General features: G+C 39.7%; 19 protein-coding genes. 11 read left to right on the forward strand and 8 right to left on the reverse strand.

Annotated features, from left to right (window positions below; genetic code table 11):
* The 4 genes from nusA to ACWICE_RS14005 all read left to right on the forward strand — a co-directional run bounded on the left by nusA (position 1) and on the right by ACWICE_RS14005 (position 7,361).
* Positions 1–1,239: a transcription termination factor NusA gene (gene nusA, locus ACWICE_RS13990; RefSeq protein WP_313261810.1), complete on the forward strand. Its 1,239-nt coding sequence runs from the start codon at positions 1–3 to the stop codon at positions 1,237–1,239.
* Positions 1,240–1,341: 102 nt separating this feature from the next.
* Complete coding sequence (infB, locus tag ACWICE_RS13995) at positions 1,342–4,437, forward strand: translation initiation factor IF-2 (RefSeq protein WP_454298609.1); 3,096 nt, start codon at positions 1,342–1,344, stop codon at positions 4,435–4,437.
* A 209-nt stretch (positions 4,438–4,646) separates the two neighbouring features.
* Complete coding sequence (locus tag ACWICE_RS14000; RefSeq protein ID WP_313261813.1) at positions 4,647–5,690, forward strand: ferredoxin--NADP reductase; 1,044 nt, start codon at positions 4,647–4,649, stop codon at positions 5,688–5,690.
* Between the two features lie 9 nt (positions 5,691–5,699).
* Positions 5,700–7,361 (forward strand): PNGase F N-terminal domain-containing protein, encoded by a 1,662-nt coding sequence (locus ACWICE_RS14005; RefSeq protein WP_454298610.1) that lies wholly within the window; start codon positions 5,700–5,702, stop codon positions 7,359–7,361.
* 21 nt (positions 7,362–7,382) lie between these two features.
* Here ACWICE_RS14005 and ACWICE_RS14010 read toward each other — a convergent pair whose 3' ends face one another.
* From ACWICE_RS14010 to ACWICE_RS14030, 5 genes are all read right to left on the reverse strand, one after another.
* Entirely contained in the window at positions 7,383–8,255 is an 873-nt protein-coding gene (locus tag ACWICE_RS14010; protein WP_454298611.1) for a DUF72 domain-containing protein, read from the reverse strand.
* Between the two features lie 90 nt (positions 8,256–8,345).
* Positions 8,346–9,305, reverse strand: a complete 960-nt coding sequence (locus ACWICE_RS14015) for a glycoside hydrolase family 43 protein (protein ID WP_454298612.1) — start codon at positions 9,303–9,305, stop codon at positions 8,346–8,348.
* Between the two features lie 181 nt (positions 9,306–9,486).
* A complete protein-coding gene (locus ACWICE_RS14020) occupies positions 9,487–9,924 on the reverse strand; it encodes a nuclear transport factor 2 family protein (RefSeq protein ID WP_185213722.1) in 438 nt (145 codons plus the stop codon).
* 245 nt (positions 9,925–10,169) lie between these two features.
* Complete coding sequence (ygiD, locus tag ACWICE_RS14025; RefSeq protein WP_454298613.1) at positions 10,170–11,054, reverse strand: 4,5-DOPA-extradiol-dioxygenase; 885 nt, start codon at positions 11,052–11,054, stop codon at positions 10,170–10,172.
* A 93-nt stretch (positions 11,055–11,147) separates the two neighbouring features.
* A complete protein-coding gene (locus tag ACWICE_RS14030) occupies positions 11,148–11,978 on the reverse strand; it encodes a helix-turn-helix domain-containing protein (RefSeq protein WP_454298614.1) in 831 nt (276 codons plus the stop codon).
* A gap of 407 nt (positions 11,979–12,385) precedes the next feature.
* Between ACWICE_RS14030 and ACWICE_RS14035 the strand changes: the two genes are divergently transcribed.
* The 3 genes from ACWICE_RS14035 to ACWICE_RS14045 all read left to right on the forward strand — a co-directional run bounded on the left by ACWICE_RS14035 (position 12,386) and on the right by ACWICE_RS14045 (position 15,192).
* The gene (locus ACWICE_RS14035) at positions 12,386–13,663 is read left to right on the forward strand and encodes an ammonium transporter (RefSeq protein ID WP_454292071.1); all 1,278 of its coding nucleotides are present in this window, start codon (positions 12,386–12,388) and stop codon (positions 13,661–13,663) included.
* Positions 13,664–13,788: 125 nt separating this feature from the next.
* Complete coding sequence (locus ACWICE_RS14040; protein WP_185213726.1) at positions 13,789–14,007, forward strand: hypothetical protein; 219 nt, start codon at positions 13,789–13,791, stop codon at positions 14,005–14,007.
* Positions 14,008–14,394: 387 nt separating this feature from the next.
* Positions 14,395–15,192, forward strand: a complete 798-nt coding sequence (locus ACWICE_RS14045; RefSeq protein WP_214648505.1) for a sulfite exporter TauE/SafE family protein — start codon at positions 14,395–14,397, stop codon at positions 15,190–15,192.
* A 6-nt stretch (positions 15,193–15,198) separates the two neighbouring features.
* Here ACWICE_RS14045 and ACWICE_RS14050 read toward each other — a convergent pair whose 3' ends face one another.
* Entirely contained in the window at positions 15,199–16,827 is a 1,629-nt protein-coding gene (locus ACWICE_RS14050) for a PepSY-associated TM helix domain-containing protein (protein WP_454298615.1), read from the reverse strand.
* Position 16,828: 1 nt separating this feature from the next.
* Here ACWICE_RS14050 and ACWICE_RS14055 point away from each other — a divergent pair, with 1 nt between their 5' ends.
* Entirely contained in the window at positions 16,829–17,134 is a 306-nt protein-coding gene (locus ACWICE_RS14055) for a hypothetical protein (protein ID WP_454298616.1), read from the forward strand.
* A 379-nt stretch (positions 17,135–17,513) separates the two neighbouring features.
* Here the strand turns inward: ACWICE_RS14055 and ACWICE_RS14060 are convergent, their stop codons facing one another.
* A complete protein-coding gene (locus tag ACWICE_RS14060) occupies positions 17,514–18,215 on the reverse strand; it encodes a DUF4198 domain-containing protein (RefSeq protein WP_454298617.1) in 702 nt (233 codons plus the stop codon).
* 4 nt (positions 18,216–18,219) lie between these two features.
* Positions 18,220–20,601, reverse strand: a complete 2,382-nt coding sequence (locus ACWICE_RS14065; protein ID WP_454298618.1) for a TonB-dependent siderophore receptor — start codon at positions 20,599–20,601, stop codon at positions 18,220–18,222.
* Between the two features lie 719 nt (positions 20,602–21,320).
* On the opposite strand from ACWICE_RS14065, the gene ACWICE_RS14070 reads away from it, so the two are divergent.
* From ACWICE_RS14070 to ACWICE_RS14080, 3 genes are all read left to right on the forward strand, one after another.
* Entirely contained in the window at positions 21,321–23,102 is a 1,782-nt protein-coding gene (locus ACWICE_RS14070) for a glycoside hydrolase domain-containing protein (RefSeq protein ID WP_454298619.1), read from the forward strand.
* Positions 23,103–23,165: 63 nt separating this feature from the next.
* Positions 23,166–25,328, forward strand: coding sequence for an alpha-galactosidase (locus ACWICE_RS14075; RefSeq protein WP_454298620.1), 2,163 nt, complete (start codon positions 23,166–23,168; stop codon positions 25,326–25,328).
* A 297-nt stretch (positions 25,329–25,625) separates the two neighbouring features.
* A complete protein-coding gene (locus ACWICE_RS14080; RefSeq protein ID WP_454292065.1) occupies positions 25,626–26,342 on the forward strand; it encodes a basic secretory protein-like protein in 717 nt (238 codons plus the stop codon).
* Positions 26,343–26,346: the final 4 nt, after the last annotated feature.

A 26,346-nucleotide genomic window follows, 5' to 3' on the forward strand; every position in this document is an offset into this window, starting at 1 on the left:
ATGAGTACTAATATAAACTTGATTGACTCGTTTCAAGAGTTTAAAGACTTTAAGAACATCGACCGTCCAACCGTAATTACCGTTTTGGAGGAGGTGTTCCGCAGTATGATCCGCAAACGTTTTGGAACTGACGAGAATGTAGACGTTATTGTCAACCCAGATAACGGTGACTTAGAGATCTGGCGTACGCGTGTAGTTATGGAAGATGGTTTCTCAGAAGATGATGATCTAGAAATCGAATTGGAAGAAGCGCACAAATATGATCCAGATTTAGAAGTAGGAGATGATTACATTGAGCAAATTACTTTAGAAAGCTTTGGTAGACGTGCGATTTTAGCAGCTCGTCAGACATTGGTTTCTAAAATCCTTGAGCTTGAGAAAGACGAAGTCTTCAAGAAATATAAAGATCGTGAAGGAGAGTTGGTGATTGGTGAGGTTTATCAGATCTGGAAAAAAGAGATCTTAGTATTAGATGAGGATGGAAATGAGTTGATCCTTCCTAAGAATGAGCAAATCCCTGCGGATTATTTCAAAAAAGGAGATAGCATCCGTGCGGTTGTTGACAAAGTTGACATGATGAACAATAATCCTAAGATTATTATCTCACGTACTGCTCCGGAATTCTTGCAGAGATTGTTTGAATTAGAAGTTCCTGAGATCTTTGATGGTTTGATTACCATTAAGAAGATCGTTCGTGAACCAGGAGAGCGCGCTAAGGTAGCTGTAGAGTCTTATGATGACCGTATCGATCCTGTTGGAGCTTGTGTTGGTATGAAAGGATCTCGTATCCATGGTATCGTTCGTGAGCTGCGCAATGAGAACATCGACGTAATCAACTTTACAACCAACCACTCTTTATATATTACGCGTGCATTAAGTCCTGCGCGTATTACTTCAATCAAGATTGATGAAGAAAACAAAACTGCGGCTGTTTACTTGAAACCAGATCAGGTTTCTTTGGCAATTGGTCGTGGTGGACACAATATTAAATTGGCCGGTAAATTAACTGGCTATGAAATCGATGTTTACCGTGAAAGCGGAGAAGAAGAGGAAGATGTGGACATCGAAGAATTTGCAGATGAAATTGACGGATGGATTATCGACGAGTTTAAACGCGTTGGTTTAGATACAGCTAGATCTGTATTAGCACTGTCCGAAGAAGAACTTGTAAGACGTACGGATTTAGAAGAAGATACCATTCGCGAGATCCTACGTATTTTACAAGCGGAATTCGAATAATAAAAAGTTCGAATCTGAGGGTTTAACAATTTATAATAAATTGTTAAATCCTTGTAAAAAAACATATTTTTGTAGTACGAAATTATATTTAGGAAATAGTAGATGACAGAAGGTAAAAGTATAAACTTGCTTAAGGCGGCAAAAGAGCTCAACATTGGGATAGGCACGGCTGTAGAATATTTGGTTAAGAAAGGGTTTGATGTAGACTCTAAACCAAGTTCGAAGTTGAGCCCTGAGATGTATGGCGTTCTTTTGAAAGAATTTCAGGGTGATAAGATTGTTAAAGACGAGGCTAAACAAATAGTTATCGGCAAGATTCGCCGTGAAGAAGGTCCAGCCACAGGCACTGCTAGCTCTAGCCCTGAATCTACTGAAGAAAAGGAAAACCCTGCTGATGTGAAGGAAATCCTGATTAAAAATGCTTCTACGGAGAATGCCCAGCCTGCTGAGGATACGAAGAAAGAAGATTCGGGATCAGCGCTGAAGGTGGTAGGTAAGATAGACTTGGATAGTTTGAAGCGTGGTAAGCCAGCTGCTAAACCTGAGCCTAAAGAAGAAAAACCTGCTGAACCAGAGAAGAAAGTAGAGGTTAAGAAAGAAGAAGCTCCAGTTGCGAAACAGGAAGTAGAGCCTAAGAAAGAAGAGGTCGCCAAAGTTGAAGAGAAGAAGCCGGTTGTTGAACAACCTGTAAAACCTGCTCAACCTGTGAAAGAAGAGGCACCAGTTCAAACAGAAAAGCCAGTACAGCCTGAGAAGGTTGCACAGCCACAGAAATCTGAAAAGATAGAAAAACAACCTGAAGAGGTGAAAAAAAATAAAGAAGTAGAAAAACCTGCTGCTAAAGCTGAACCTGTCGATGATGTAATCCGCGCACGTTCAGAGACTTTAAGCGGTCCTAAAGTAGTTGGCAAGATCCAGTTGCCTGTATCTAAACCACACAAGCCAGTTGCTTCATCGTCAAACAATGCTGGTGGAAACCAACATGACAACAAACGTAAGCGCAAGCGTACGAATAAACCTAACACTGGACATGGTGGTCCTGGACATGGTCAAGGCCATCAAGGTCAAGGAAATCAAGGACAAGGCCAACAAGGTCAAAACCAAGGTCAAGCTGGACAGGGACATGGACAACAACATGGCAACAGACAAGATGGCGGAAATCGCCCTCCATTCCAAGGTGGAAACAGACCAAACCGTGGAAATCATCCTAACAACGACCGTCATGGTAACAACAGAGGTCGTAATGATAGAAACAGAAAACCTGATACACCGAAGGAAGAACCTACTGAAAAGGAAATCCAAGATCAAATCAAAGCAACACTTGCTCGCTTGAGCGGTGCTGGTAAATCCGGTAAATTTGCTCAACGTGCGAAATTACGCCGTCAAAAACGTGATGATATAGCGCTTTCTGCTGAAGAAGCAGCAATGGAAGAAGCAGCAATGTCAAAAGTATTGCGCGTAACAGAATTCGTTACAGCGAATGAATTGGCAAACTTAATGGATGTTCCTGTTACTCAGGTTATCGGTACTTGTATGAGCTTGGGTATGTTCGTTTCGATCAACCAAAGGTTGGATGCTGAAACATTGGCAATCGTAGCTGATGAATTCGGATTCCAAATTGAATTTATCAAACCTGAGGATGAGGAAACAACAGAACTAGAAGAAGCAAACGATGAAACTCGTTTGGTTCCTAGAGCGCCTATCGTTACGGTGATGGGACACGTTGACCACGGTAAAACATCCTTACTTGACTACATCCGTAAAGCGAATGTAACCAAAGGTGAAGCAGGTGGTATTACCCAGCACATTGGTGCATATGCCGTACAATTAGAAGGTGGTAAGAAAATCACATTCTTAGATACTCCAGGTCACGAAGCCTTTACGGCGATGCGTGCTCGTGGTGCTCAAGTAACGGATATCGTTATTATCGTGATTGCAGCGGATGATGCGGTGATGCCTCAAACAAAAGAAGCAATCAACCACGCGATGGCTGCAAACGTTCCTATCGTATTTGCTTTCACCAAGGTGGATAAGCCTGGTGCAAATGCAGATAAGATCCGTGAGCAACTATCCATCATGAATATTTTAGTTGAGGATTGGGGTGGTAAATACCAAGCTCAAGAGATCTCAGCTAAAACTGGTGAGAACGTTGAATTATTATTAGAGAAAGTATTATTAGAAGCAGAATTACTTGAACTGACGGCAGACCCTAAAAAACGTGCTGTAGGTTCGGTTATCGAAGCTGCTTTAGATAAAGGTAGAGGTATTGTAACGACTGTACTTGTACAGGGAGGTACCTTGAAAATTGGTGATCCAATCTTAGCGGGATCTTATTCTGGTAAAGTTAAGGCCTTGACGAATGAGCGCGGCGAACGCGTAAAAGAAGCAGGACCATCCATGCCGGTACAGATCTTAGGTATGTCCGGTGCTCCAACTGCGGGTGATAAACTTTACGTTATGGAAAGTGAATCTGAAGCTCGTCAGGTTGCTAACAAACGTCTACAATTACAACGTGAACAAGGTATGCGTGCTACTAAGCACATTACCCTTGACGAAATCGGAAGACGTCTTGCGATCGGTAACTTTAAAGAACTTAACATCATTGTTAAAGGTGATGTGGATGGTTCAATCGAAGCATTATCCGATTCATTATTGAAACTGTCTACAGATGAAATCCAAGTTAATATCATTCACAAATCAGTTGGTGCTATCTCTGAGTCAGACGTATTATTAGCTTCTGCTTCAGATGCGATCATCATCGGTTTCCAAGTTCGTCCTACTCAAAATGCCCGTAAGTTGGCAGAGAACGAGCAGATTGATATCCGCCTTTACTCCATCATCTATGATGCGATCGAAGAGATCAAATCTGCGATGGAAGGAATGTTGGCACCGAAACTTGAAGAGAAAATCGTTGCTGAGGTTGAAATCCGTGAGGTATTCAAGATCTCCAAAGTCGGTTCAATCGCCGGATGTATGGTTCTTGATGGTAAGATCAACAGAAATAACGATGTGCGCATAATCAGGGATGGTGTAGTAATCCATACCGGTAAATTAGCTTCATTGAAACGTTTCAAAGACGACGTGAAAGAAGTTGCACAAGGTTACGAATGTGGTTTGAGCATTGAGAGATTCAACGATATCCAAGAGAAAGATATTGTAGAAGCATTCGAACAAGTAGAAGTAAAACGTAAGCTTTAACCCAAGGCTTCAACAAAATAACACAAGAGGTTTAACTGCAAGGTTAAACCTCTTTTTTTGTGCCTAACTCGCTGAGCCAACTTCAACTTACTATGGAATACCACCGCTTCGCAATTATTTATGGAAAATGCTGCCTACTTATGTTTTATTGATGTCCTATTGACTATTTCTATTTGAAAATTCTATTGTAAGCTGTTATCTTTAACATCATGTTTACATTCAGGATTTCAGAGATCATTCAACAACCCAATCACAATATATCCATTCGATTTGAAGATATTTCAGGGAACTATCCCCCTTATAAAGCTGGGCAATTTTTAACCTTGGCTTTTGCTTTTGGCGAGCGAGAAGTCAGACGTTCCTATTCCTTTTCGAGTAGTCCGGTGGTTGATGAGCCTTATGAGATTACCGTAAAGCGGGTGGATAATGGCGAGATTTCGAGATTGCTTCACCATAAAACGCAGGTTGGCGATGAAATCCAAGTAATGGACCCACAGGGATTATTTACTTATATCCCTTCGGAAGAGAATAAAAGAACAATTTTTCTTTTCGGGGCTGGAGTAGGGGTAACTCCCTTGTTTTCCATTCTGAAAACTGCATTAGTGGCGGAAACTGGCACTAAAGTGGTCTTGGTCTACAGCAATAGCTCCAAGGAGCAGACCATCTTTTATGATGAGCTTCTAAAATGGCAAGCTGACTACCCGGACCGATTGCATGTAGAATTTATCTGGTCCAACAGCAAGAACCTTTTGACAGCAAGATTGAACAGGGACTATATCTTGAATCTTATCCATGAGCATTTAAATGATGGGCAGGAAGCTGTTTTCTACACCTGTGGGCCTCTGTTTTATATGGACTTGGTCCGCTTTACCTTATTGGGAATGGGTGTTCCGGAAGCGGATATCAAAAGGGAAACTTTTCATTTCCCTGAAGAAGAGGAAGACGAGGACGAGAAGGAAGAAGAACCAGTGGACATGACCAGCTATGATATTGTCCTGAAGTTTCAGGGCAAGGACTATCCAATGACCATTCCATACGATAAGACGATCTTGGACATCGGGTTAGAGCATAAGATCAAATTGCCATATTCCTGCAAGTCGGGAATGTGCAGCACCTGCATCTCCCAAGTTACCAAAGGAGCTGTCAGGATGGATTACAATGAGGTTTTGACAGACAGGGAGGTGGACAATGGAAGATGCTTGATCTGTACCTCACATCCCATGGAAAACGGTACTACTATTGAAGTCTATTAATATTTGAAAATGAAAAGAGGATTCGTACTCATAATGTTTCTTTCACTGGCCAACCTGGTCTTTGGCCAAGAAACCTATAAAATCACCTACCATTATTTTCGTGATGGTGCCATGATGAAGCAAGATCCAGTGGTGGTTTTCGCCACGAAAGGAAAATCATTCATTACCAAGGAGAGTTTGGTTTCGGGTTCTGCACGTTATCCTGCAGAGGTCTCCAGTTTTGATTATTCCAATAAAAAGGTCTATCGGATTGCCTATTTATCTGCCTCAAAGCAGATCAGTACCGTGGATAGTACAACCTTGACTAAGTATGCTTATGAAGAACAGGGTGCTGGAACTGAAATCTTAAAGCATAAGACTAAAAAAGCGGTTACCTCAGTCAATTCCAATAAGATTGAATTATTGTACAGCAATGATCTATCGATCAATGCAGCTCCAAATGACTTGGGGCAAGGCTTAGGATTGGTACTAGAATACCGCAGAAATGGCAATTCTGGGCTAGTCGCTGCTTCAATTGAGAAGCTTAAAGCTTGGCCAAAGGACCTTCCGGAAATTAATAAGGCAGATTTGCTAGATGAACTATCCTATAGGGACGAGCTTTGGAAGAGTAGGTTCGTACATATTCCTATTTTCCAAAATGAACAGATCTGTTTTCAACCGGGAATCAAATCTGATTCTATTTTCAGGTTTGCAGAAGGTACCGTCATACTCAAAAAAGTACAGGTTCCTCAGGTCGACGAAAATAGCCAAGCCTTTATCCAGTTGATCGAAAAATCAAATGGCGATGCCTATGACAGGACTGGCTCGGTTTTCTTGATTGCTGAAGATCAAAAAATCAGTTTTTTGGATGGAATGAAAAATGGAATGGAAACCCTTCCAAAGGTCACAGACTCTGCAGGTGTCAGTTATCCTGGTATGGTCCGTACTTCAGAATTCTCGCCAGTATATGAGCTCATGCGATTTTTTACCCCATTTGGAGTCTCTCACTTTAATGATCGATTAGCTTTAAAGGGTAAAACCTGGCAAGATAGCGTAATCTACCGGCAAGATATTTCCGAATTCCTTTCCGTGCTTTCAGGCAAGGAAGTATATATCGGTACTTATATTGGAAACTATGACAAAGGTGGCCACAAGGTTAGTTTAGAGCTGACCATTCATCCCGGTGGATCCAATTATGCAAGTGGTATGAAGATTATGCCATTGTTCAATACGACTAATATCATGGAAATGGGAGGTCAGATCTATCCGACCATGTTTGCTGATGAAAAGGGATTGGAGTTGACCTTTGACCTAACAGAGGATATCAAAGGTGCGAAGCTAAGATATATTACTACTGGCCATGGTGGTTGGGGTAATGGAGATGAGTTTGTCCCTAAACCCAATAAGATTTTTATGGATGATAAATTGCAGGCACAGTTCACTCCTTGGCGATTAGATTGCGGTAGCTACAGACTATATAACCCAGTCAGTGGGAATTTCGAAGATGGATTGTCTTCTTCCGACTTGAGCAGGTCGAATTGGTGTCCAGGAACAGTTACCAATCCTGTCTTTATAGATTTGGGAGATCTGAAAGCTGGAAAACATACCGTACGAGTACAGATTCCACAAGGACCTCGCGAAGGCGATAGCTTTAGCTTTTGGAACGTCTCGGGAGCTTTGGTCTATCCATAACAGAAATACAAAAAGACGCTTTTATAGCGTCTTTTTTGCTATTGGAATATTGCAGTGCAGTTCTTTGTTGAGTTCTTCAGCAAAATCAGTCGATAAGAAAGAAGTTTCGGGATCAATTTTTTGATGGATAAAGAAATAAGCCTGTTTCAGACCCGCATCTTTCCACTCTTTTAGCTTCAGGACCCAATTGGCAAGCCGTTCTTTGTCAAGTATTTCGGTAGATGACACAAATCGAATAAAAGCTACCGGAGTGGTCAGCCTAAAGTTCAGCATATCCCTTCTCCCGGGTGTGTCCACAATGATGTTGGTTGTCCTGGTGCTGGTCAGCAGGTTCAGATATTTCTCTAAAACCTCTTTGTCATTATACCATTCTTCATGACGAACTTCAAAGGCGAGGGGGTATCCTTTTGGAAATCGTTCCAAAAAACCTTCCAACCTTTCAAATGCCTTTGGTCTAAAATTCTCTGGCATTTGCAGAAATGCCATGCCCAACTTTTCTTCAAAAAGCACCGTAGAATCCACAAAAGCCGCAACCTTTTCATCGGTATTGTTTAATCTGGAATAATGGCTGATGCTATTGGTAAACTTCGGGCAGAATTTAAAATCTTCCGTTGTTCTGTTCTTCCAGATCAAGACCTGTTCCTTGCTCGGTGTTCGGTAGAATGTGCCATTAAATTCAACTGCATTGAAGTTTTGGGAATAGAGGTTCAGTTCATCTTTCGTACCGCGTGGATAAAAGCCTTTCAGATCAGCCTTTGACCATTTCGGGTAGCCCACATACATTTCAAAATCATCATCTTTTTTATATTTGTTCAACAATTTGATTGTCTCTATGGGAGTCGCTGGCAGAGAAAAATTAATATGGCTAGGATCGTCTACTTTTCCGAATTTCATGTTAAATGCTTTGAGGCTACTAAGATAAGGTTAAAAATAGAAAAGCCATTCCCATGTATAGGAATGGCTTTTCTTTTTGGTTCTTATCCATTATTTCAAGACATGCTTTACGCCTTCAAATGTCATCTGTACAGGCAGGATCTTACCGTCTTTATCGAATTTCATTTCATCGATACAGGTTTCGCGTTCATTGGCACCTTTTTTATCCAATGGACGACGGTGGTATACCATATAGTATTTGTCCTCATTAGGGATCTTGATCACCGAATGGTGCCCTGCACCATATGCGATCTTAGGATCAGGCTGAAGCACTGTGCCTATTCTTTCAAATGGACCAAATGGTGTGTCTGAAATGGCATAGGCTACTTTATAATCAGGACCTGTCCATCCGCCTTCAGACCACATAAAGTAGTATTTATTGTCCTTGATAAACATGAATGGACCTTCGGTATAGTTTTCTGGAGTTACATCCTTGTAAATGGTTCCATCTTCAAATGGAACAAGGCTCTTAAAATCATCACTTAATTTCACAACATTACAATGTCCCCAACCACCATAAAACATGTAGTGTTGGCCATCTTTATCCTTGAATACAAATTGATCTATGGGTTGAGCGCCATTAACGATCTCATTGATCAATGGTTTTCCAATTAAATCTTTGTACGGACCTTCAGGTTTGTCTGCTACTGCTACCCCAATCCCACCAATTTCTCCTTCATGCACATCGTTGGCTCCAAAGAAGAAATAGTATTTTCCATCTTTCTCAATTACAGATGGAGCCCACATAGCTTTGTTGGCCCATTTTACCTCCGTATTGTTCAAGATGTTCGGATGCTTTTTCCAATTTACAAGATCTTTTGAGGAAAAGGCGTCAAACTTAATTTGTTCTTCGTACGGAGCAGAATATGTTGGGAATATCCAATATTCATTATTATAAATGATGCCTTCAGGATCGGCATACCAGCCTTTGAAAACAGGATTTTGTTGTGCTTGACTTGTGCTGCAAAATAATAGGCCTACTGCTGCCAGTGAAAGAATAGTGTTTTTCATTTTTTAAATAGGTTTAAGAATTTGAAAATACAGAAATTTTCCCTGATTACAAATTCATTGGTTCTAGCTCTTGGGAACTAGGTTAAGCCTAGACTAAGAATGGGTTGGGGTATTAAAGAAAAAAGGCATAACGTTCAGTTACACCTTTTGGGCAAAAATCTACTTATAAACGAAGAGGGACTTATTTTACAGGGTATGTTACGGTTACATTGCTTATTTTCCATCCGTCTTTGTTGTTGCATAGGGTTACATAATCATATCTAGTGAAATGCTCAAATTTAGTAGCGATTCTTACAATGCTACAGTCATCGTTTTTCTCCACGAAATTGTAGGATGTTTCAGCTCTTAATTTTACTCCTTTTTGCTTTTTCAAGTGATTGACCAAGGTACTTCTTCCAACAAGCTCACGTTGACCGTTGTTTGGCGTTGCGTATTTGAAGTTTTCAGTGAATAGATGGTCTACCAATGCTACTTCGCCATTGTTGGTGGCATCGATATAGTGATCGATAATAGATTCTACCTTAATGAACTTTACAGGTTCTGGTTTACTGTTAGCAAATACAAATGAACTGACAAGTGTAAATACTGTTGCTGCGATTAGTGAGATTAGCGTTTTCATGATTTTGAATTTTTAATTTATTAGTTTTTATGTTTGTAATTGTTTGATTCAAAGGTATATGTAAAACAGAGGCGCGAACAGGGAGAATAGGCAAGGCCTTTGGAAAACTCGGTAAAACTTGAAGATTATTCGGCGAAAAAACCCTGCAAAAAATTCGTTTCGGTGAATGGCAGGAATAGAAAACAAAAAAGAAGCTATCGAATTCTCGATAGCTTCTTAACAATTAACCTTCTAAATATCAGGTATTAACCTATTTTAAAGGATGTCATGGTCAATGCACCAGCTATTGCGGCATCATTGAATATCTGTAGATCTTCATTTTTCTCTTGCAGGGCCAAAGCATAGATCATTGGCAGATAGTGTTCTGCTGTAGGAATTGCCATTTGAAAGGCAGAACCTTGCTTTTGAAAGTCTATCAAAGGTTGGTGGTTGCCGTCCAAAATATATTCCTTCATTTTTTCGTTAGCCTCTTGTGCCCAATCAAAAGCAAAACCAACCGTGTTGAGATGCTTCCAAGACACCATTCTCAGGTTATGTACATTGTTTCCTGACCCGATGATCAATACACCTTTCTTGCGTAGGGCAGCTAATTCCTTGGCTAATGCATAATGATGGGCGGCAGGCATGCTGTAGTCGATGCTCATCTGGATAATGGGAACATCCGCATTGGGGTAGAGGTGTTTTACTACCGACCAAGATCCATGGTCCAAGCCCCATTTATCATCCAAGTGAACCTCTTTGCTGTGCACGATATCTTTTACTGCCGCTGCCAATTCAGGAGAGCCGGGAGCCGGATATTGTACATCGAACAGTGCTTGCGGGAATCCACCAAAATCATGGATGGTACTTGGCATTTCCATTGCCGTTACATAGGTTCCCTTGGTTTCCCAGTGAGCCGAGATAACGAGGATAGCCGTTGGTTTTTCGATTTCCTTACCTATATTTTTGAACCCTTGAACAAATTCATTGTCCTCAATAGCGTTCATCGGACTACCATGGCCCAAAAACAGCACCGGCATATTGCTGCTACTGTTCAGTCCATCTATAAATTTATTCAGACTTTTCAACTTCACTGCGGCACCTGCCAAAGGCAAGGTGGCGGCTGCAGCTAAAAATTGTTTTCTTGTCATATCTTCCATTATAAATTCCTTTCCAATGTATTTACAAATATCGCTAGGATATGATGGTCGGTGGTATGAGAATTTGGAAGAAATGTATAAGAATTAGGAAATCAAGCGGTTCATTTCTTCCCTGAATTCAGTGGGCGTCTGTCCTGACTTCTTCTTGAAAACACTGGTAAAATAGGCCTTGTCGGAATAACCCAATTCAAAACCAATTTCTGAAATGGTTTTATTGCTGCTGATCAACAGGTTTTTGGCTTCAATGAGTTTTCGGGTCTCAATAATTTCGGAAACACTCTTTTGGAGAATATTTTGGGTGATGCTGTTTAGGTTCCGGGGACTCATAAAGAGCTTCTCTGCATAATAATTTACGCCTTCAGGCCTGCGAAAGTTCTCTTCCAAAATGTTGAGGAAGTTCTTGAACGTAATGTCTTGATTTTTAAAGAGGTTCAAATGGTCGGGTTGTTGCTTTTTCCTTTCTGCTTCGATCATGGTAAATAAGCTGTTCAATAATTCCCTTACAATGGCAAGTTCAGGCTTTTCCTGTTGCATCTCATCGTATATCATTTTGCAGATTTGCTCTAGCCGTTCAAAACACCGTCCCACAGGGAAAGCCAGGTTCGCATTATCATGGAAATAACCATATAGGTTAAAGGTGGTTTCAGGAATAAATTCACTTTTAAATCGCAGTACCCAAAAATCACAGGCTCCATTTTCCAACATCGGCACTATCCGATGGATTTTCCCTCGACTTACAAAACAAACAAAAGGAGCTGTATAGGTCTCATTTTTGAAATCGATGAAATGCTCAATTTTTCCTTTCATTCCAATGATGAGTTCCTCAAATTGATGATTATGGGGCTCATTGCTCTGGCTTTGTATGTATAATGCCTCTTTATTATCTACCTTATATATTTTGAACAGATCTTCCATGTATCAGCCAATGTTTCTATTAAATATCTCAATTTTTGTCGAATTGTTTGTTCCAAAATCAAAATTTCAGCTTTTTAACTCAAATAGAATTGGAAAAATAGGGTAGTAATTGAAATTCACCTAGTATTTTCTAGTCTTTATTTAAAATCGGTTAGGTTTTTACAATATTTTAATAATTATCAATTTTAAACTTCGAAATACACTGTTAATTATTGCTGTTTGCTGTTATTTGATGGTTTTGTTCAATTTAATTTGGTATTTATTTAAAGTTTAAACGAAATAATTGATTTATTTTCATAAAAAATCAAAATAAATTTTGATAAAATCAAGAAAAACGTATTTTTGTTGAACAAAATTTAATAATCATGGTGTTGTCAGGTAAAAAGTCTTATGTCCCCCTCATTTTTATGAGTGTTTTAGTGTTAATATCGCTTGTTTTTTCAAAAACACCTCAAATCCATTCAAATTCTGGGTATAATTATGCCGATATCGCATGGATGTTGACTTCTACGGCCCTAGTTTTGATCATGACCCCCGGTTTGGCTTACTTTTATGGTGGTATGGTCAAAAAAAAGAACGTTATTTCCACCATGTTGCAAAGTTTTATCTGTATGGCCGTGGTTGCCGTGATTTGGGTAATCTTTGGGTTCAGTTTGGTCTTCGGCGAGTCAATAGGAGGGGTAATTGGCAATCCTTTCACATTTTTTATGTTCAATAATGTATTGGAGCGCGGACCTTGGGATGCAGCGCCGACGATTCCATTTGCACTCTTTGCCATCTATCAGTTAAAATTTGCCATTATTACGCCTGCACTGATTACAGGTGCATTTGCAGAAAGGATTCGATTTACTTCCTATGTGCTCTTTATCTGTTTGTTCTTTGTTTTTATCTATGCGCCATTGGCACATGCTACTTGGCATCCCGAAGGTTTCCTGTTCAAGCTAGGTGTATTGGACTTTGCTGGCGGAACAGTGGTCCATATGTCTGCAGGATTAACGGCATTGGCTTCTGCAATATATTTGAGAAAAGGAAAAGATATGCATAGTCATAGCCCGGCACGAATCACCTATGTGCTATTGGGTACTGGATTACTATGGTTTGGTTGGATAGGTTTCAATGCTGGTTCGGCATTTTCGGCTTCAGAATTAGCAGCGACAGCATTGATTACCACCTCTACCGCATCTGGAGCGGCTGCATTGACGTATATATTCTTTGATGCAGCCAAGGGGATCAAACCCTCTGCAATGGGAGTCTGCATTGGCGCCGTAGTGGGATTGGTCGCCATTACACCAGCGGCAGGTTTCGTCACTTTTGGACATTCCCTGGTCATAGGGGCTGTTGCCGCTGTGATCAGCAGGGTAGTGATTGCTTGGAGAACACGCTCCAGGATCGATGATACCTTGGATGTATTCCCAAGCCACGGTGTAGGCGGTATGGTAGGTATGATCTTGACCGGTGTATTTGCTACGAATGCCATTAATCCCGCTATCCCAGATAATGGATTGTTTTATGGCGAATGGAAGTTGTTTTCAGCCCATATGCTAGGACTGGTTCTAGCTGCGGTATTTATCCTATTAATGGCATTCATTTTATTGAAGTTTACTGATATGATTACGCCGTTACGGGTATCTGATGCCGATGAGGAGGTTGGTCTGGATATCTCCCAACATGGTGAAAAGTTGTGACCTTTATTAACTAAAAATAACCTGAATGATACCTGGCTTTCTTCTTGAAGGTCAGGTTTTTTTTATCGTCATTAAAACATTTCTTCTTTTGGATGGTTTTATTAACAAATCAACATGACAAGCATATGAATAAGTTAAAATTAGTAATTGGAATATTTGCCATGGGATTCTTTACTATGACCAGCTGTAACAATAGCGAAAATACAGAAACAGAAACTGAAGTTCTTCCAGACCCTGAACAGGGGGGAGATGCAGAACGCTATAATATAAACGCTCCGGATGCTGAAGTTATCAATTTAGATTCAACGGAGGTCGATACTACAGTTCAAGATACTGCCCAATAATCACATTCTTTTATATTTTTGTTAGTCAAAGCCTGATTTTTCCAATTTCAGGCTTTTTTTCTGACCAATCTGATGGGGTGAACATTCTACTTTTGGATGTTTTTTTCGGGAATTAGCCTGGCCTTATTCGAGGCATATTCGAGAGATATTGCTGTGGTTAGCAATGTGTCCAAAACAAGTCCCCTTTGTTGTCCAATAAATTTCTGATGTGCTGCGATTTTTTCGGGAAAATTAGATCAGGGTAGTATAGATTAAATGCAATTTAAAGGAAAAGAATAAAAATTATCAGCTTTGGGGAAAAAGATTTGGAAATGGATTATTTTAATTAATTTCCTTTACTTTTATGAGTGGGAAGAATAATGATATTTTAACCAATCTATTGATTATATGATAATCCTTGGCTGTGTATTAGCAATTTTGGTCGGAATAACTTTAGGGTTAATTGGCAGTGGTGGTACCATATTGACTGTGCCGATCTTGGTCTACATTATGGCAGTCGAACCAACACTTTCCACAACCTATTCGCTTTTCGCCATTGGTATCACTTCATTGATCGGTGCCGTGCGGGGGATTATAAAAAAGGAAGCAGACCTTCCAAAGGTCTTGACCTTTGGTGTTCCTTCTCTGATTGTTGTATTTATTACGCGTTCCTTTATTCTTCCTTTGGTTCCAGAGGTCATCCACATAGCAGGATATAGCTTTCATCAAAATGTACTGTTGATGATCTTGTTTTCCTTTGTTATGGTAGCTTCCTCGTTGAGTATGATTCGCTCTGCTAAATACAACCCTGAAGTGCCTCCGGAATATGTGAAAACGCCCATAGAGGTTATTGTGTTTCAGGGAGCTTTGGTAGGTTTGGTGACAGGGTTGGTCGGTGCTGGAGGAGGATTCCTCATTATTCCCGCATTGGTCAATTTTTACCATTTGCCCATGCGGAAGGCCGTGGCTACCTCCTTGATCATTATCAGTATTAATTCTTTCTTTGGCGTAATGGGTGATCTGGAGAAGTTTGAACTCTTTGATTGGGAATTATTGATCGGTTATACCGGTGGTACCGTGATCGGTATTTTCATTGGTTTTTACCTTTCAGAGAAAATCAGCAACAAAAACCTCAAAAAAGGCTTTGGATATATGATCCTTATTGTAGGCTTATATATCTTAATTAAAGAGACTTTATTGAGGTAATTGACCTTATGCTATTGCGTTGTTCTGCTTATTGATTTTTCTATAGATAAATATTCCGACCAGACCAATACAGATCCAAAGAAAATCGATACTGAACAGATCTATATTTCCTTCAATCAAACTATTCCATACCCAATTTTTACCAAAGACCCCATTGACGATGGGTACCATAAAGGCAAGGATGCTTCCGATCAATAGGGTTTCCCTATTCGTTCTGTTGATATTTCTACGGATGATATAATAAGCACTAAATAGGAGCCAAGTCCAAAAATAAACCTGATATAGGAATTCCTGATTTACATTTGCAGTTAATTTTACCGCTATGAAGGTAATTGCAGTCGTTGGGAACATGGATAAACAGATGGCTAGGTATATGTTCGCCAACCAGAAGTTGAATTTTCTTTTATGCTTTGGTACATTGTTCTTGTCTCTTGCGACTAACCAGATCATGATTCCCGATGAAATGACCAAACAACCCATGATTCCCATGATAAAGGAAAGATATTTAAGGGGGTAACCAGCATAATCTCCAAAATGTAACCTATACAAGAGACTCTTGACATGATCTACAAAAGTGGAATTGTACATGGGGGTCTTCTCCTCCAGTATTTTCCCATCCATCGCCCGTATGTTATAGATTCCATAACCAGCCATGTGCTTGGAGTAGGTTGGGCTAATTTCAGCAATGATTTGCATATTTTGGTCCCCATAGTTCTTTATGCTGAGACGAAATACACGACTTTCCGGCCATTTTCTCTTTACTGAATCCAATAAAGGATTGACCGTTGGGGTTTGAACTAAGGCTAAATAGCTGTATGGCAGGTTGACTTTATGGTTAAAGGCAAGGTCAGTGTACATGGTTTCTGAATCACCTTTGTAGATTATCTTTTCAAAAGGGATAGCTAAGACAGAATTTAAGATTAAGAAGATACCGGTCACGGCATAGACAAATTGAAAAGGGAAGCCTACAACCCCTAAGGCAGTGTGCAAGTCGGTCCAGACCGTCTTCCATTTGGAAAAGGGACGAAAGATGAAAAAATTGGAAACGATCTTGTCCCAATGTAGCAATAAGCCCGTGATCAGCGCGAAGAGAAAGATAAAGGAGGTAAATCCTGCAACTACATAACCAAATGGGCCAATGCCTATATTGATGGGCAGCTCATTCAATTGGGCCAAAAAATGCAGTCTATATAAAAATTCGGCAAGGTCATAGTTTTCACTATAACTGCCGGACTTCCTGTTGATAAAGTTATATCCGAAATATTTTGAATCTGTAGTCGTCCAATCTGCTTTGTTGGCTACTTTTTCATTGATTATGGCTAAGTTTTTCTCATGTTGCAAGCTGTCCTTGGATTCGGTATAGCTCATGTAGGATCGAGCATTCTTATGATAAAAGGAAAAGGTAATATCTCTTCCCTTTAGTTCCATGGCCTGTCCGAGGGAATCCAATAAATAATCGCAGTCTACATCAGCAGTAGTCATTTTTGAGAACGAATCCCCTTGCTGCCAAGCTGCAATTTCATTTCTGAAAAATGAAAATGAACCAGCAAAGAATATGACATAGAGAATCGCACAGATGATAATCCCACTGATGGTATGGGTATTAAAATAGATGTTATAATTTCTGGTATTCATTATGAATTATAAGATGAAAGGGATTGATAAAAGGAAGGTTAGGCAAAGATATATTCCCCAGATGTACCAACCATTTTTCGATAAAAAAGCCAATAGGAGCAGGATTGCCCAAATGATATACCCAGAAAAACCAGACAGCATAACAATGTTTTTCCTTTCACAGAATAGGGTCAAGAAATTGTGGAAGGCAAGCATGAGCATATATCCTGCAAAGAAGCCTGCGGTGATTTTTAAAAACCGTTGGAAAGGAGAGCTTAGGTATTTCTTGTTTGCGGGCATGGGTAAAGATGGATTTAGAAAAAAATAATTTCAATTGTCAGTGATATGGAAAAAAGAAGAAGGATATGTTTCCAGTTAATGGTCTTATAGGGGAAGAGCAAATTCAAAAGACTTAGGAAAGTCATTAAATAAACGCTAAACGCAAAACTTCCTGCTTCTAGACCTTGTTTCCAAAGAGTTAAGATAGCGGCAATTGCCAAAAGGATAAATCCTGCGAGTTTCAGTTGATTGTGGTGAAAAATTTTTAAAATACTGAATTCTACTTGATGTATGCTCTTCATTTTTTTGCTGCTACAATAAAGGAAGTAGGAACCGGTGAAAACTAAAAATATGATCAGGCTGTACATAATATTTGAGAAGGAAATTAGCCTAGTAAAATGCCGGCAAGCATTTTACTAGGCATAAGCTTAATTTACATTTATGGAATAAGTGCTGCCTCTCCAGATTTTTTCAATCTTTTGGCCATGCCAATCTTCAACTTTATCATCAGTTTTAGAAGCTTCGATAATGTATTTTCCTTTTACCAAGGGTTTAAAGGGAACTTTTCCTTGATTATCGGTATGGAGCGTTTTGGTCCATCCTTCAGGTCCCATGATAAGCACTTCTCTTTCTTTTTCAGCCTGACCATCTTCCAATACCTGGACTTCCAGGCTTGCACCAACTTTTGGATTTTGGACTGTTGATTCAACATGGAAAGGAAGGCTATTTAATTTAGTCGATCCGTTTCCGACCTGGACGAAGGCTGTAGAAGAAAATTCGAATTTCATGGTTTCATAGGCTTCTTTTGCAGCTTTTACCACTGAAAGGATATAGGATCCATTTTCAGTAGGTAAAAATGATGCTTCGAAATGGTCCGTTGATGCAGTTTTCTCTAAGGTTTTTTTACTTCCATCTGGCGCAATTAAAATCAGGTCGAAATCCTTGACATCTGAATACCATTTATCGATTGGGTCTACCAAACCTTCGGCATATTCACCGTAATAAACTTTGACCGTATGTTTTTGGTTCAATTTGCCATTTGTTTGGGTTTCAATCCATAATGCATGTGCACTTGCAAATTGAAGGCTTAAAAGGCTTATTAAAATTGTCAATAATGTTTTTGTGTTCATGGTTTTAGAATTTATATGCAAATGTTAATCTATAGTTTCTTGGTGCACCGGCTTGCCAAGAGTAAACAGGGGTACTGAAGTAGCTGGTGTAATAACTACCGCCCTCAATCAAGTATTTATCCAAAAGGTTCTGTACATTTAGATTGACACTGAATTTGTCGATGCGGTAGCCCATTCCGGCATCAAAGCGGAAATAGTCTTCAATATTTTTTTCGGGTTCATCCTTGGAATAGAATTCCAAGGCACGTTGGATATTTGACATCCCTCCAAATTGGAAGGCCAAACCTTTAGCCTTTCCTCGCGTCAATTCATAGTCCAGCCATAGGTTGGCGATATGAACATCGGCACCATCAAGTCTTTGTCCAACAAAAAAGGCATCAACACCTTCATTGATTTTGGTTACTTGTCCGTCGGTATATGCATAGTTCGCAATCAGGTTCAATCCCCTTAATACCTCACCACGGATATCGACTTCGAGCCCGCGGATTCTTTTTTGCCCAACTTCGACTGACATCTCAGGTCTTGGTCCATAGGATGTTATTTCATGGTTTTTGGTGATTTGATAGATCGCGATGGTACTATTCCATTTTCCTTTGAACCAATCTCTTTTGATACCAAGTTCATAATTGTTACCTGTGATTGGTTTTATTTTAGAACCGTCAAATAAAATTCCTTGTTGGGGAAGAAAAGCTTGGTCATGTAATGCATAGACTGTGGTATTTTTATCAATGGAGTAGGATAGACCAATTCTCGGCGTGACTTTTTCGCTTTTAACTGGTGCTCCGCCCCAGGTACTGATAGACATGGAGGTATAGCGAGCAGCCAAAGTCAAACGTAAAGCATTATCAAAAAAGCTCATTTGATCTTGCACATAGGCTGAGGTGTAATCCGTGGACATAATACCACCGCCTACAGCTGCGCGTTGGGCCAAGGAATGTGATCGGTCAAAATTCTGAAGTCCAAAGTCAAATCCGTAAACAGGATTCTTAGGATCAAACTCACCACCATTCAAACTATCCAGAACAATACTTTGATTCCAGTCTGCCAAATAGGATTTACTACCTAGATCAATACCTGCCAATATTTGATGTTTGACTTGTCCCGTGTTAAATGAACCATTTAAGAAGACTTGGCCTAATAACATGGTGCTTTGTGCATCCCAGGTGTCTGATTTCCTGATGACCTTGCCATTGGGAAGAATATCTTTTGGCCAACTGCTTGCGCCGATTTGGTTGTAATTAAAATAGGCACCCTGAGCAGTTAATTTCCAATTTTCATTTAATTTATGCTCGATATTGATGTATGCGGAGTGTTCATCAATGTCCATAGGTTCGGTTCCTTTTTGAGAAAAGGAGGTTTCTCTAGAAAGGGTTTTATAACCAAAAGGAGACATCAAATAACCGGATCCAACATCAGTCATGATTGCTTTCTGATAGGTGTATTCTAATGTTGCGGTTGTCTTATCATTGATTTTGTAAGATAGAACAGGAGCGATTACAAGTCTTTTATTGTCTTCATTCGGGCGGAATGAAGCTTTTGAAGAACCGGCAATATTCAATCGATATAATAACCTGCCATCTTTTGAGACCTTGCCATCCAAATCTAAGGTGGTTCTGTAATTTTCAAAACTTCCTAGGCTAAAGGTTACCTCGGTATTTTTTTGTCCGGTTGGCTTTTTGGTAACCACATTGTAGATTCCTGCAGGATCTCCACTGGACATCATAAATCCGGCTGGTCCTTTTACGAATTCAATTTTTTCTACGGTTGCCATGTCTTCAGATAGTGGACTCCAATAGGAACTGACAATATTCATCCCATTTCTGAAAGCCTGTATTTGTGACCCACGCATATGGATATTGACGTACATATCATTCCAATGCGTTTGTCGGCTTACCCCGGAGATATTCCTGAATGCACCATCCGCTAAATTGAATGCTTGTTGTTTTGCAAGCACTTCAGCATTTATGGTTTGCACATTCTGGGAAAGTTCTAGAATTGGAGTCTGAACCCTTAAGGAATTGGATAATTCATGTTCCACTATGGGTTTCTTGGCGGAAACCACAACTTCTTGCAGTGTATTGGTCCCTTCTTCAAGGGTAAAATCCAAAACTCGGGTTTCATTTTCCTTTAATGCTATAGTGCTGACTTGGGAGGTGAAACCAATATGTTTTGCCCTGACCTCATAAGTCTTAGCCGGTAGATTAATGAACTGGTATTTTCCTAGAGAATCGACTTCCATCTCTTGGGAACCATTCAATTTGACAACCACATTTTTGGCTGGATTTCCTTTCTGTGTCAGGATAGTTCCTTTGATAATGCCATTTTGGGCGTATGAGGATGTTATTAAGAATACTATTAATAGAGTGGTTAAGAGGTTAGTTTTCATTATAGGACTGGATCGATTTTAGAATAGAGGGAAAAAGAATAAACATGAGGGTCTGAAAAAGTACATTGCAAGTCCCTGAAAAGAAAAGATTTGTAAAAAAACTAGTTTTACTCGTAGGGGAGTGATTAGAAAAAAGATTGTAAATCATAAATGTTAATGTATAGTGTTAAAAATTCCATTAACTGTTTATGAAAGAACCTTGGGATAAATAAATAGGGAGAGCGCCCAATTTTTTTTATCTTGCAGGTCCTTTCATACTTACAGTGTGTTAAAGGTGATTGATTCATTGAGTCAATCAACTAATAGCAGTTACAGCTGATATTAGATTTTTGGCGTCATGCAGAGATTGCCGTCTTTAGCATGGCGCTATTTTGTTTTATAAGCAGTCCTTTAAACCGTCCCTCCACAAACATGAAGAATTATAGTGCTAAAATATAAACGAAACTAACAGGTAGAGGTTAGTTTATTTAGACTCATTAAAAACAAGTACAAATATAGAATGAAAATGTTTGTTTGCAACAATTTTTATATAATTAATAAATTAATTGAAGTTCAGTTAATTGCATGATGATATAAAGCTGTTTCGGTATTTGAAAGGTTTGATAATATTTTGTTTACAGAGCCTAATTGAAGGCGACTTTTAATTAAATTCCTGTATATTGTTAACTATATTCTTGCAGTAGACATTGCTGCAGATTAATCAACTAAACTTTTAATAAATGAAAATCAACACTCCTAAATGGGTGGTTCTACTGAGTTTAGGCCTAGCGTTCTTGAACGTTGAAGAAGCAAACGCCCAAAGTAAAACTGCGCTTTCAGAAACATTTATCGAATTAGCAGATCCCACGGCCGATGTCAATTCGGATTGGTCAAAGGTGGGTCCAGGTTTGCATAGCTCTTTTGTAACAATCGATAAGCGATTTGCCAAATCCTTGGCACCAGAAATTGCCAAGCAAAACAGGGTGAAAATTGAAGGTTGGAAAGGGGAGAAGCTATCTGCACAGATCCTTTTATGGACCAGTTCCGATATTGCTGATGTTCATGTAGATATTTCGGATTTAGTATCGAAAAATAAGGCGGTGATTCCCCAAGCAGCGACGGATGCACGATTTGTCCGCTATGTCATGACTGATGAGTTTGCAGGCGGATGTGGGTACCGGAAACCTGAGGATTTCGCCTCCTCATTAGCTCCGGATATGTTGGATAATTTAAAGTCCTTCGATATCCCTAAGAAAACAGCTAGACCTGTCTGGGTTAGTGTAAAGATTCCCGAAAATGCACAGGCAGGTTTATACAATGCTATTGTAACAATTTCTGCCAAAGGTCAACCTGCACAAAAATTGGCCTTGGAGCTGGATGTGATCAATCAAACCTTGCCGAAAGCAACGGAATGGAGCTATCACCTAGACCAATGGCAGCATCCATCAGCCGTGGCTCGTGTTGAAGGTTTGGAAATGTGGAGTGATGCCCATTTTGAAGCGATGAAACCAGTGATGCAAATGCTGGCTGATGCTGGCCAAAAAGTAATAACCACCACATTGAACAAAGACCCCTGGAATGTTCAGACCTATGATCCCTATGCCGATATGATCACATGGACCAAAAATAGCAATGGAACATGGACTTATGATTATACCGTATTTGACCGTTGGGTGCAATTTATGATGGATCTGGGTGTTGATGATATGATAAACTGTTATTCAATTATTCCTTGGAACAATGAAATCCATTATAAGGATGCCACTAAAGGAGAGTTGGTCAATGTGGTTACAAAACCGGGCACAGCTATTTTTGAAGAACTTTGGACACCTTTCTTAAAGGATTTCGTTAAGCATCTTGAAGCAAAGGGCTGGTTGGATAAAACCAATATTGCCATGGATGAACGCGAAAGGGAACAAATGGATGCTGCATTTGCTTTATTGGAGAAGGTAGCACCGGAAATCGGGATTTCGTATGCTGATAATCAAAAAACCTATCAAAGGTTTCCAAATTCGGAAGATATCAGCATTTCAGTGGGGCATCCATTTTCAAAGGCTGATATCATGGACCGCCATAAAAGAGGGTTAAACAGTACTTTTTATATCTGTTGTTCGGATGGTTTTCCGAATCAGTTTACATTTTCAGAACCTGCGGAATCGACCTACTTAGGTTGGTATGCTTTAGCAACCGGCTTTGATGGGATGTTGAGATGGGCCTATAATTCATGGGTAGAAAACCCTTTAACGGATTCCAGGTTCAGGACCTGGCCTGCTGGTGATACCTATATCGTCTATCCTAAGGGACGTTCATCAATTCGATACGAAAGGATGTTGGAAGGTATCCAAGATTATGAAAAAGCGAGAATTGTGATGAAAGCGCTGAAGGACAAGAAGGATCAAAAAGCCATAGATAGCTTTCAGACCGCAATCAATAAAATGGAGGCCAATCAGCGATTTGATGGGTGGAATGAGGAATTGAACAATGCTAAGACCTTATTGAACGATTTGTCAAGAAGTCTTTAGATAATAAAATTAATTATGCATCAGGCAGTAGTATCCTTTTTCTACTGCCTATTTTTTTGAATTATGAGAATCAACACTAAACTAATCCTGATAGCCTTATTGGCAGTTTCAACTGTTCAATACGCAGAAGGGCAAACAACACAACTCGTTCACAAAGATTGGTTAATCCAATCAACAGGCTTTCAATCGAAAATTGTTAACAATAAGGATGGGATTGTCCTTGAAAATGGACTTATCAGAAGAGCCTTTAAGAAAGCTGCCAACCTAGCTTGTTATGATTTTAGCAACCTGAGCAATGGTCAGCAATTGATACGTGCGATAGAACCAGAGGCAATCGTCAATATTAATGGGAAGGACTATGAGATAGGCGGGTTGAAGGGACAGAAAGAAAAAGCTTATTTCTTGACAGAATGGTTTCCTTCCTTAAAAGCGAATCCAGATGCTTTTGTGTTTAAGTCGGCCAAGGAACTGCCACTAGAACAGGCTTTGAACAGCAATAGTCCGTTTTGGTCCTCAAATTCTGAAAAGGCAAAAGGGATAGGTTTAGTTTTAGAATTTCAGCATCCTGAATTAGCTGGGGTTTCCGTGGATGTACATTATGAAATCTATGATGGATTGCCAGTTCTTCGAAAATGGGTAGTAGTGCGAAATGAGAGTCAAAACAAAATTCAGGTAAACCGCTTAGTCAATGAAATCCTCTCCTTGGTAGAAGAGGAATCAGCGGTCGTAGGAAGTACAGAGGATATGAAAAAGCAATCGGGTATCTATTTTGAAACCAATTACGCTTTTAACAATGCCATGAAATATCGACTATCTGAACAGACTTTGCATTGGGAGCAGGATAGCAGCTATACCTCTCAAGTTAATTATGATCTGACCACTCCGGCAAAAGCCTTGATCTATCCGAAGGATGTATCGAAGATTGATGTTTTACCGAAACAGAAGTTTACCTCGGTCAAGACTTTTGAATTGTTGCATGATAGCCATGATCAGGAGCGTAGAGGGCTTGCTGTACGGAAAATGTACCGTCAATTAACTCCTTGGACCAATGCTAACCCAATCTTTATGCATTTAGTCAGTAAAAATAGGGAGGAGGTGATCACGGCTATCGATCAATGTGCTGAAACAGGTTATGAGGCGGTTATCCTGAGTTTTGGAAGCCATCTGAAAATGGAGTTAAATACCCCAGAGAATCATAAAGAATGGCGGGAACTGGCGGATTATGCGAAATCAAAAGGCGTGAAATTGGGCGGTTACACCTTATTCAGTTCCAGGACTATTAACGCTGAAACGGATGTGATCAATCCGAAAACAGGAAAGCCAGGGGGCGCTTTTTTTGGCAATGCACCCTGTTTTGGCAGTCAGTGGGGGTTAGATTATGCGCAAGCCATTAAAGACTTTTTCAGGAATACTGGTTTCAGTATTTTAGAAATGGATGGGCCATATCCGGGCGATGTCTGTGCGTCCCATGATCACCCAGGTCACCATGGGTTGGAAGATTCCCAATTTGCGCAGATGGAAATACAGAAGTCGATCTTCCACGAATTGAATCAGATGGGAGTTTATATCAATGCCCCGGACTGGTATTTTCTAGATGGAACGAATAAAATTGCGTTGGGCTATCGGGAGGTGAATTTTTCTTTGTCGCGAGACCAACAGAAGATTTTAAACAGACAAAATATCTACGATGGTACCTGGGAAAAAACTCCTTCGATGGGTTGGGGTTTTGTACCCCTGACGGCCTATCATGGTGGTGGCGCTGATGCCGTTTTAGAACCCTTAAATGATCATTTGGATGACTATAAACAATTGATGATGCAATATTATGGAGCTGGGGTTCAAGCCTGTTATAGAGGCCCCCGCTTGTATGACACTGAAAGGACTAAGGCTACGGTCATAGAAGTCATTGATTGGTACAAAAAGTATAGAGATATCTTGAATGCGGATATCATCCATTTGCGAAGGGCAGATGGCAGAAATTGGGATGGGATTCTGCATGTTGATCCAAATGGAAAGGAGAAAGGTTTGGGGATGTTGTATAATCCAACTGATAGCGAGATGGATATTCAAATAGACCTGTCGCTTTACTATACCGGTTTGGACAAGGATGTACAGATTGCTTTTGAAGGAGAGAACCCGAAAAAGTATCAGTTAGCAAGAGATTATAAAGTGAATTTACCGGTCAAGATTCCTGCAAAGGGTTATACTTGGTTTACTGTTAAGTAATCAAAAAAGGGTCATATCAGAATGATATGACCCTTTTTTGATTATAGATATAATATATAAAATAATCCACTTCCTAGCTTAGCCTCTTGACTCATTTCCTTGTTGTTTTTTTATGCTGGAGAATTAAAGCTCAAAAAATGAACTTAGGTTAATAAATACTGTTGTAACAATCCTAGAAATTTATAGTATTACTAATCTTTTTAAATATATTTGAATACTAGATTATTCGTTTTAGTTAGCTCAAAACAGCAATTATTGACTTGAGTTGACTCAAATTTTTATAAATCAATTAGCCCAATGAGAAAAAACACATTAACATTTGCTTTAAGCATATTTTTGGGTATTTCAGTTTCTTCAAGTTATGCACAAAGCTGGGAACATACTGATGCCGACCGCAAGGTTGCAGTAGAAGTAGACACGTTAAAGAAGAAGGGATATACACTGATCTGGATCAATAAGGATAAAGAGTTTAGTGCAGAAACTAAACAACAGCTTATTGACACCTATTTTATCAACTATCCTAAATTGGCCAAAAAATTCAATAAGAAAACCAGAAAAGAAGTGACTTTTGTTATTGACCCTGAATATGATGGTGTTGCAGCCACTGCAGGAGGGATTGTTCGATATAGTCCAAATTGGTTGAAGAAAAATCCACATGATATCGATGTCGTGACGCATGAAGTCATGCATATCGTTCAGGCTTATCCAAATGGATCGGGTCCTTGGTGGATTACAGAAGGGATTGCTGATTATATTCGATTTAAATATGGTGTCGCCAATGAAGCAGGCAATTGGAGGCTTCCTGAATTTAATGAAAAACAGAAGTATACCGATTCTTACAGGATTACGGCTCGGTTCTTCAATTGGATTGAGCATAATAAGAAAAAGAACTTTGTCAAAAAGTTAGACCTGGCTATGCGCAATAAGACCTATTCGGACTCTTTTTGGGCAAATGAAACCGGAAAAACGATCGATGAACTTTGGGCAGAATATGCTTTAAACCCCGCAATTTAAAATG

The organism is Sphingobacterium sp. NPDC055346 (assembly GCF_053645235.1).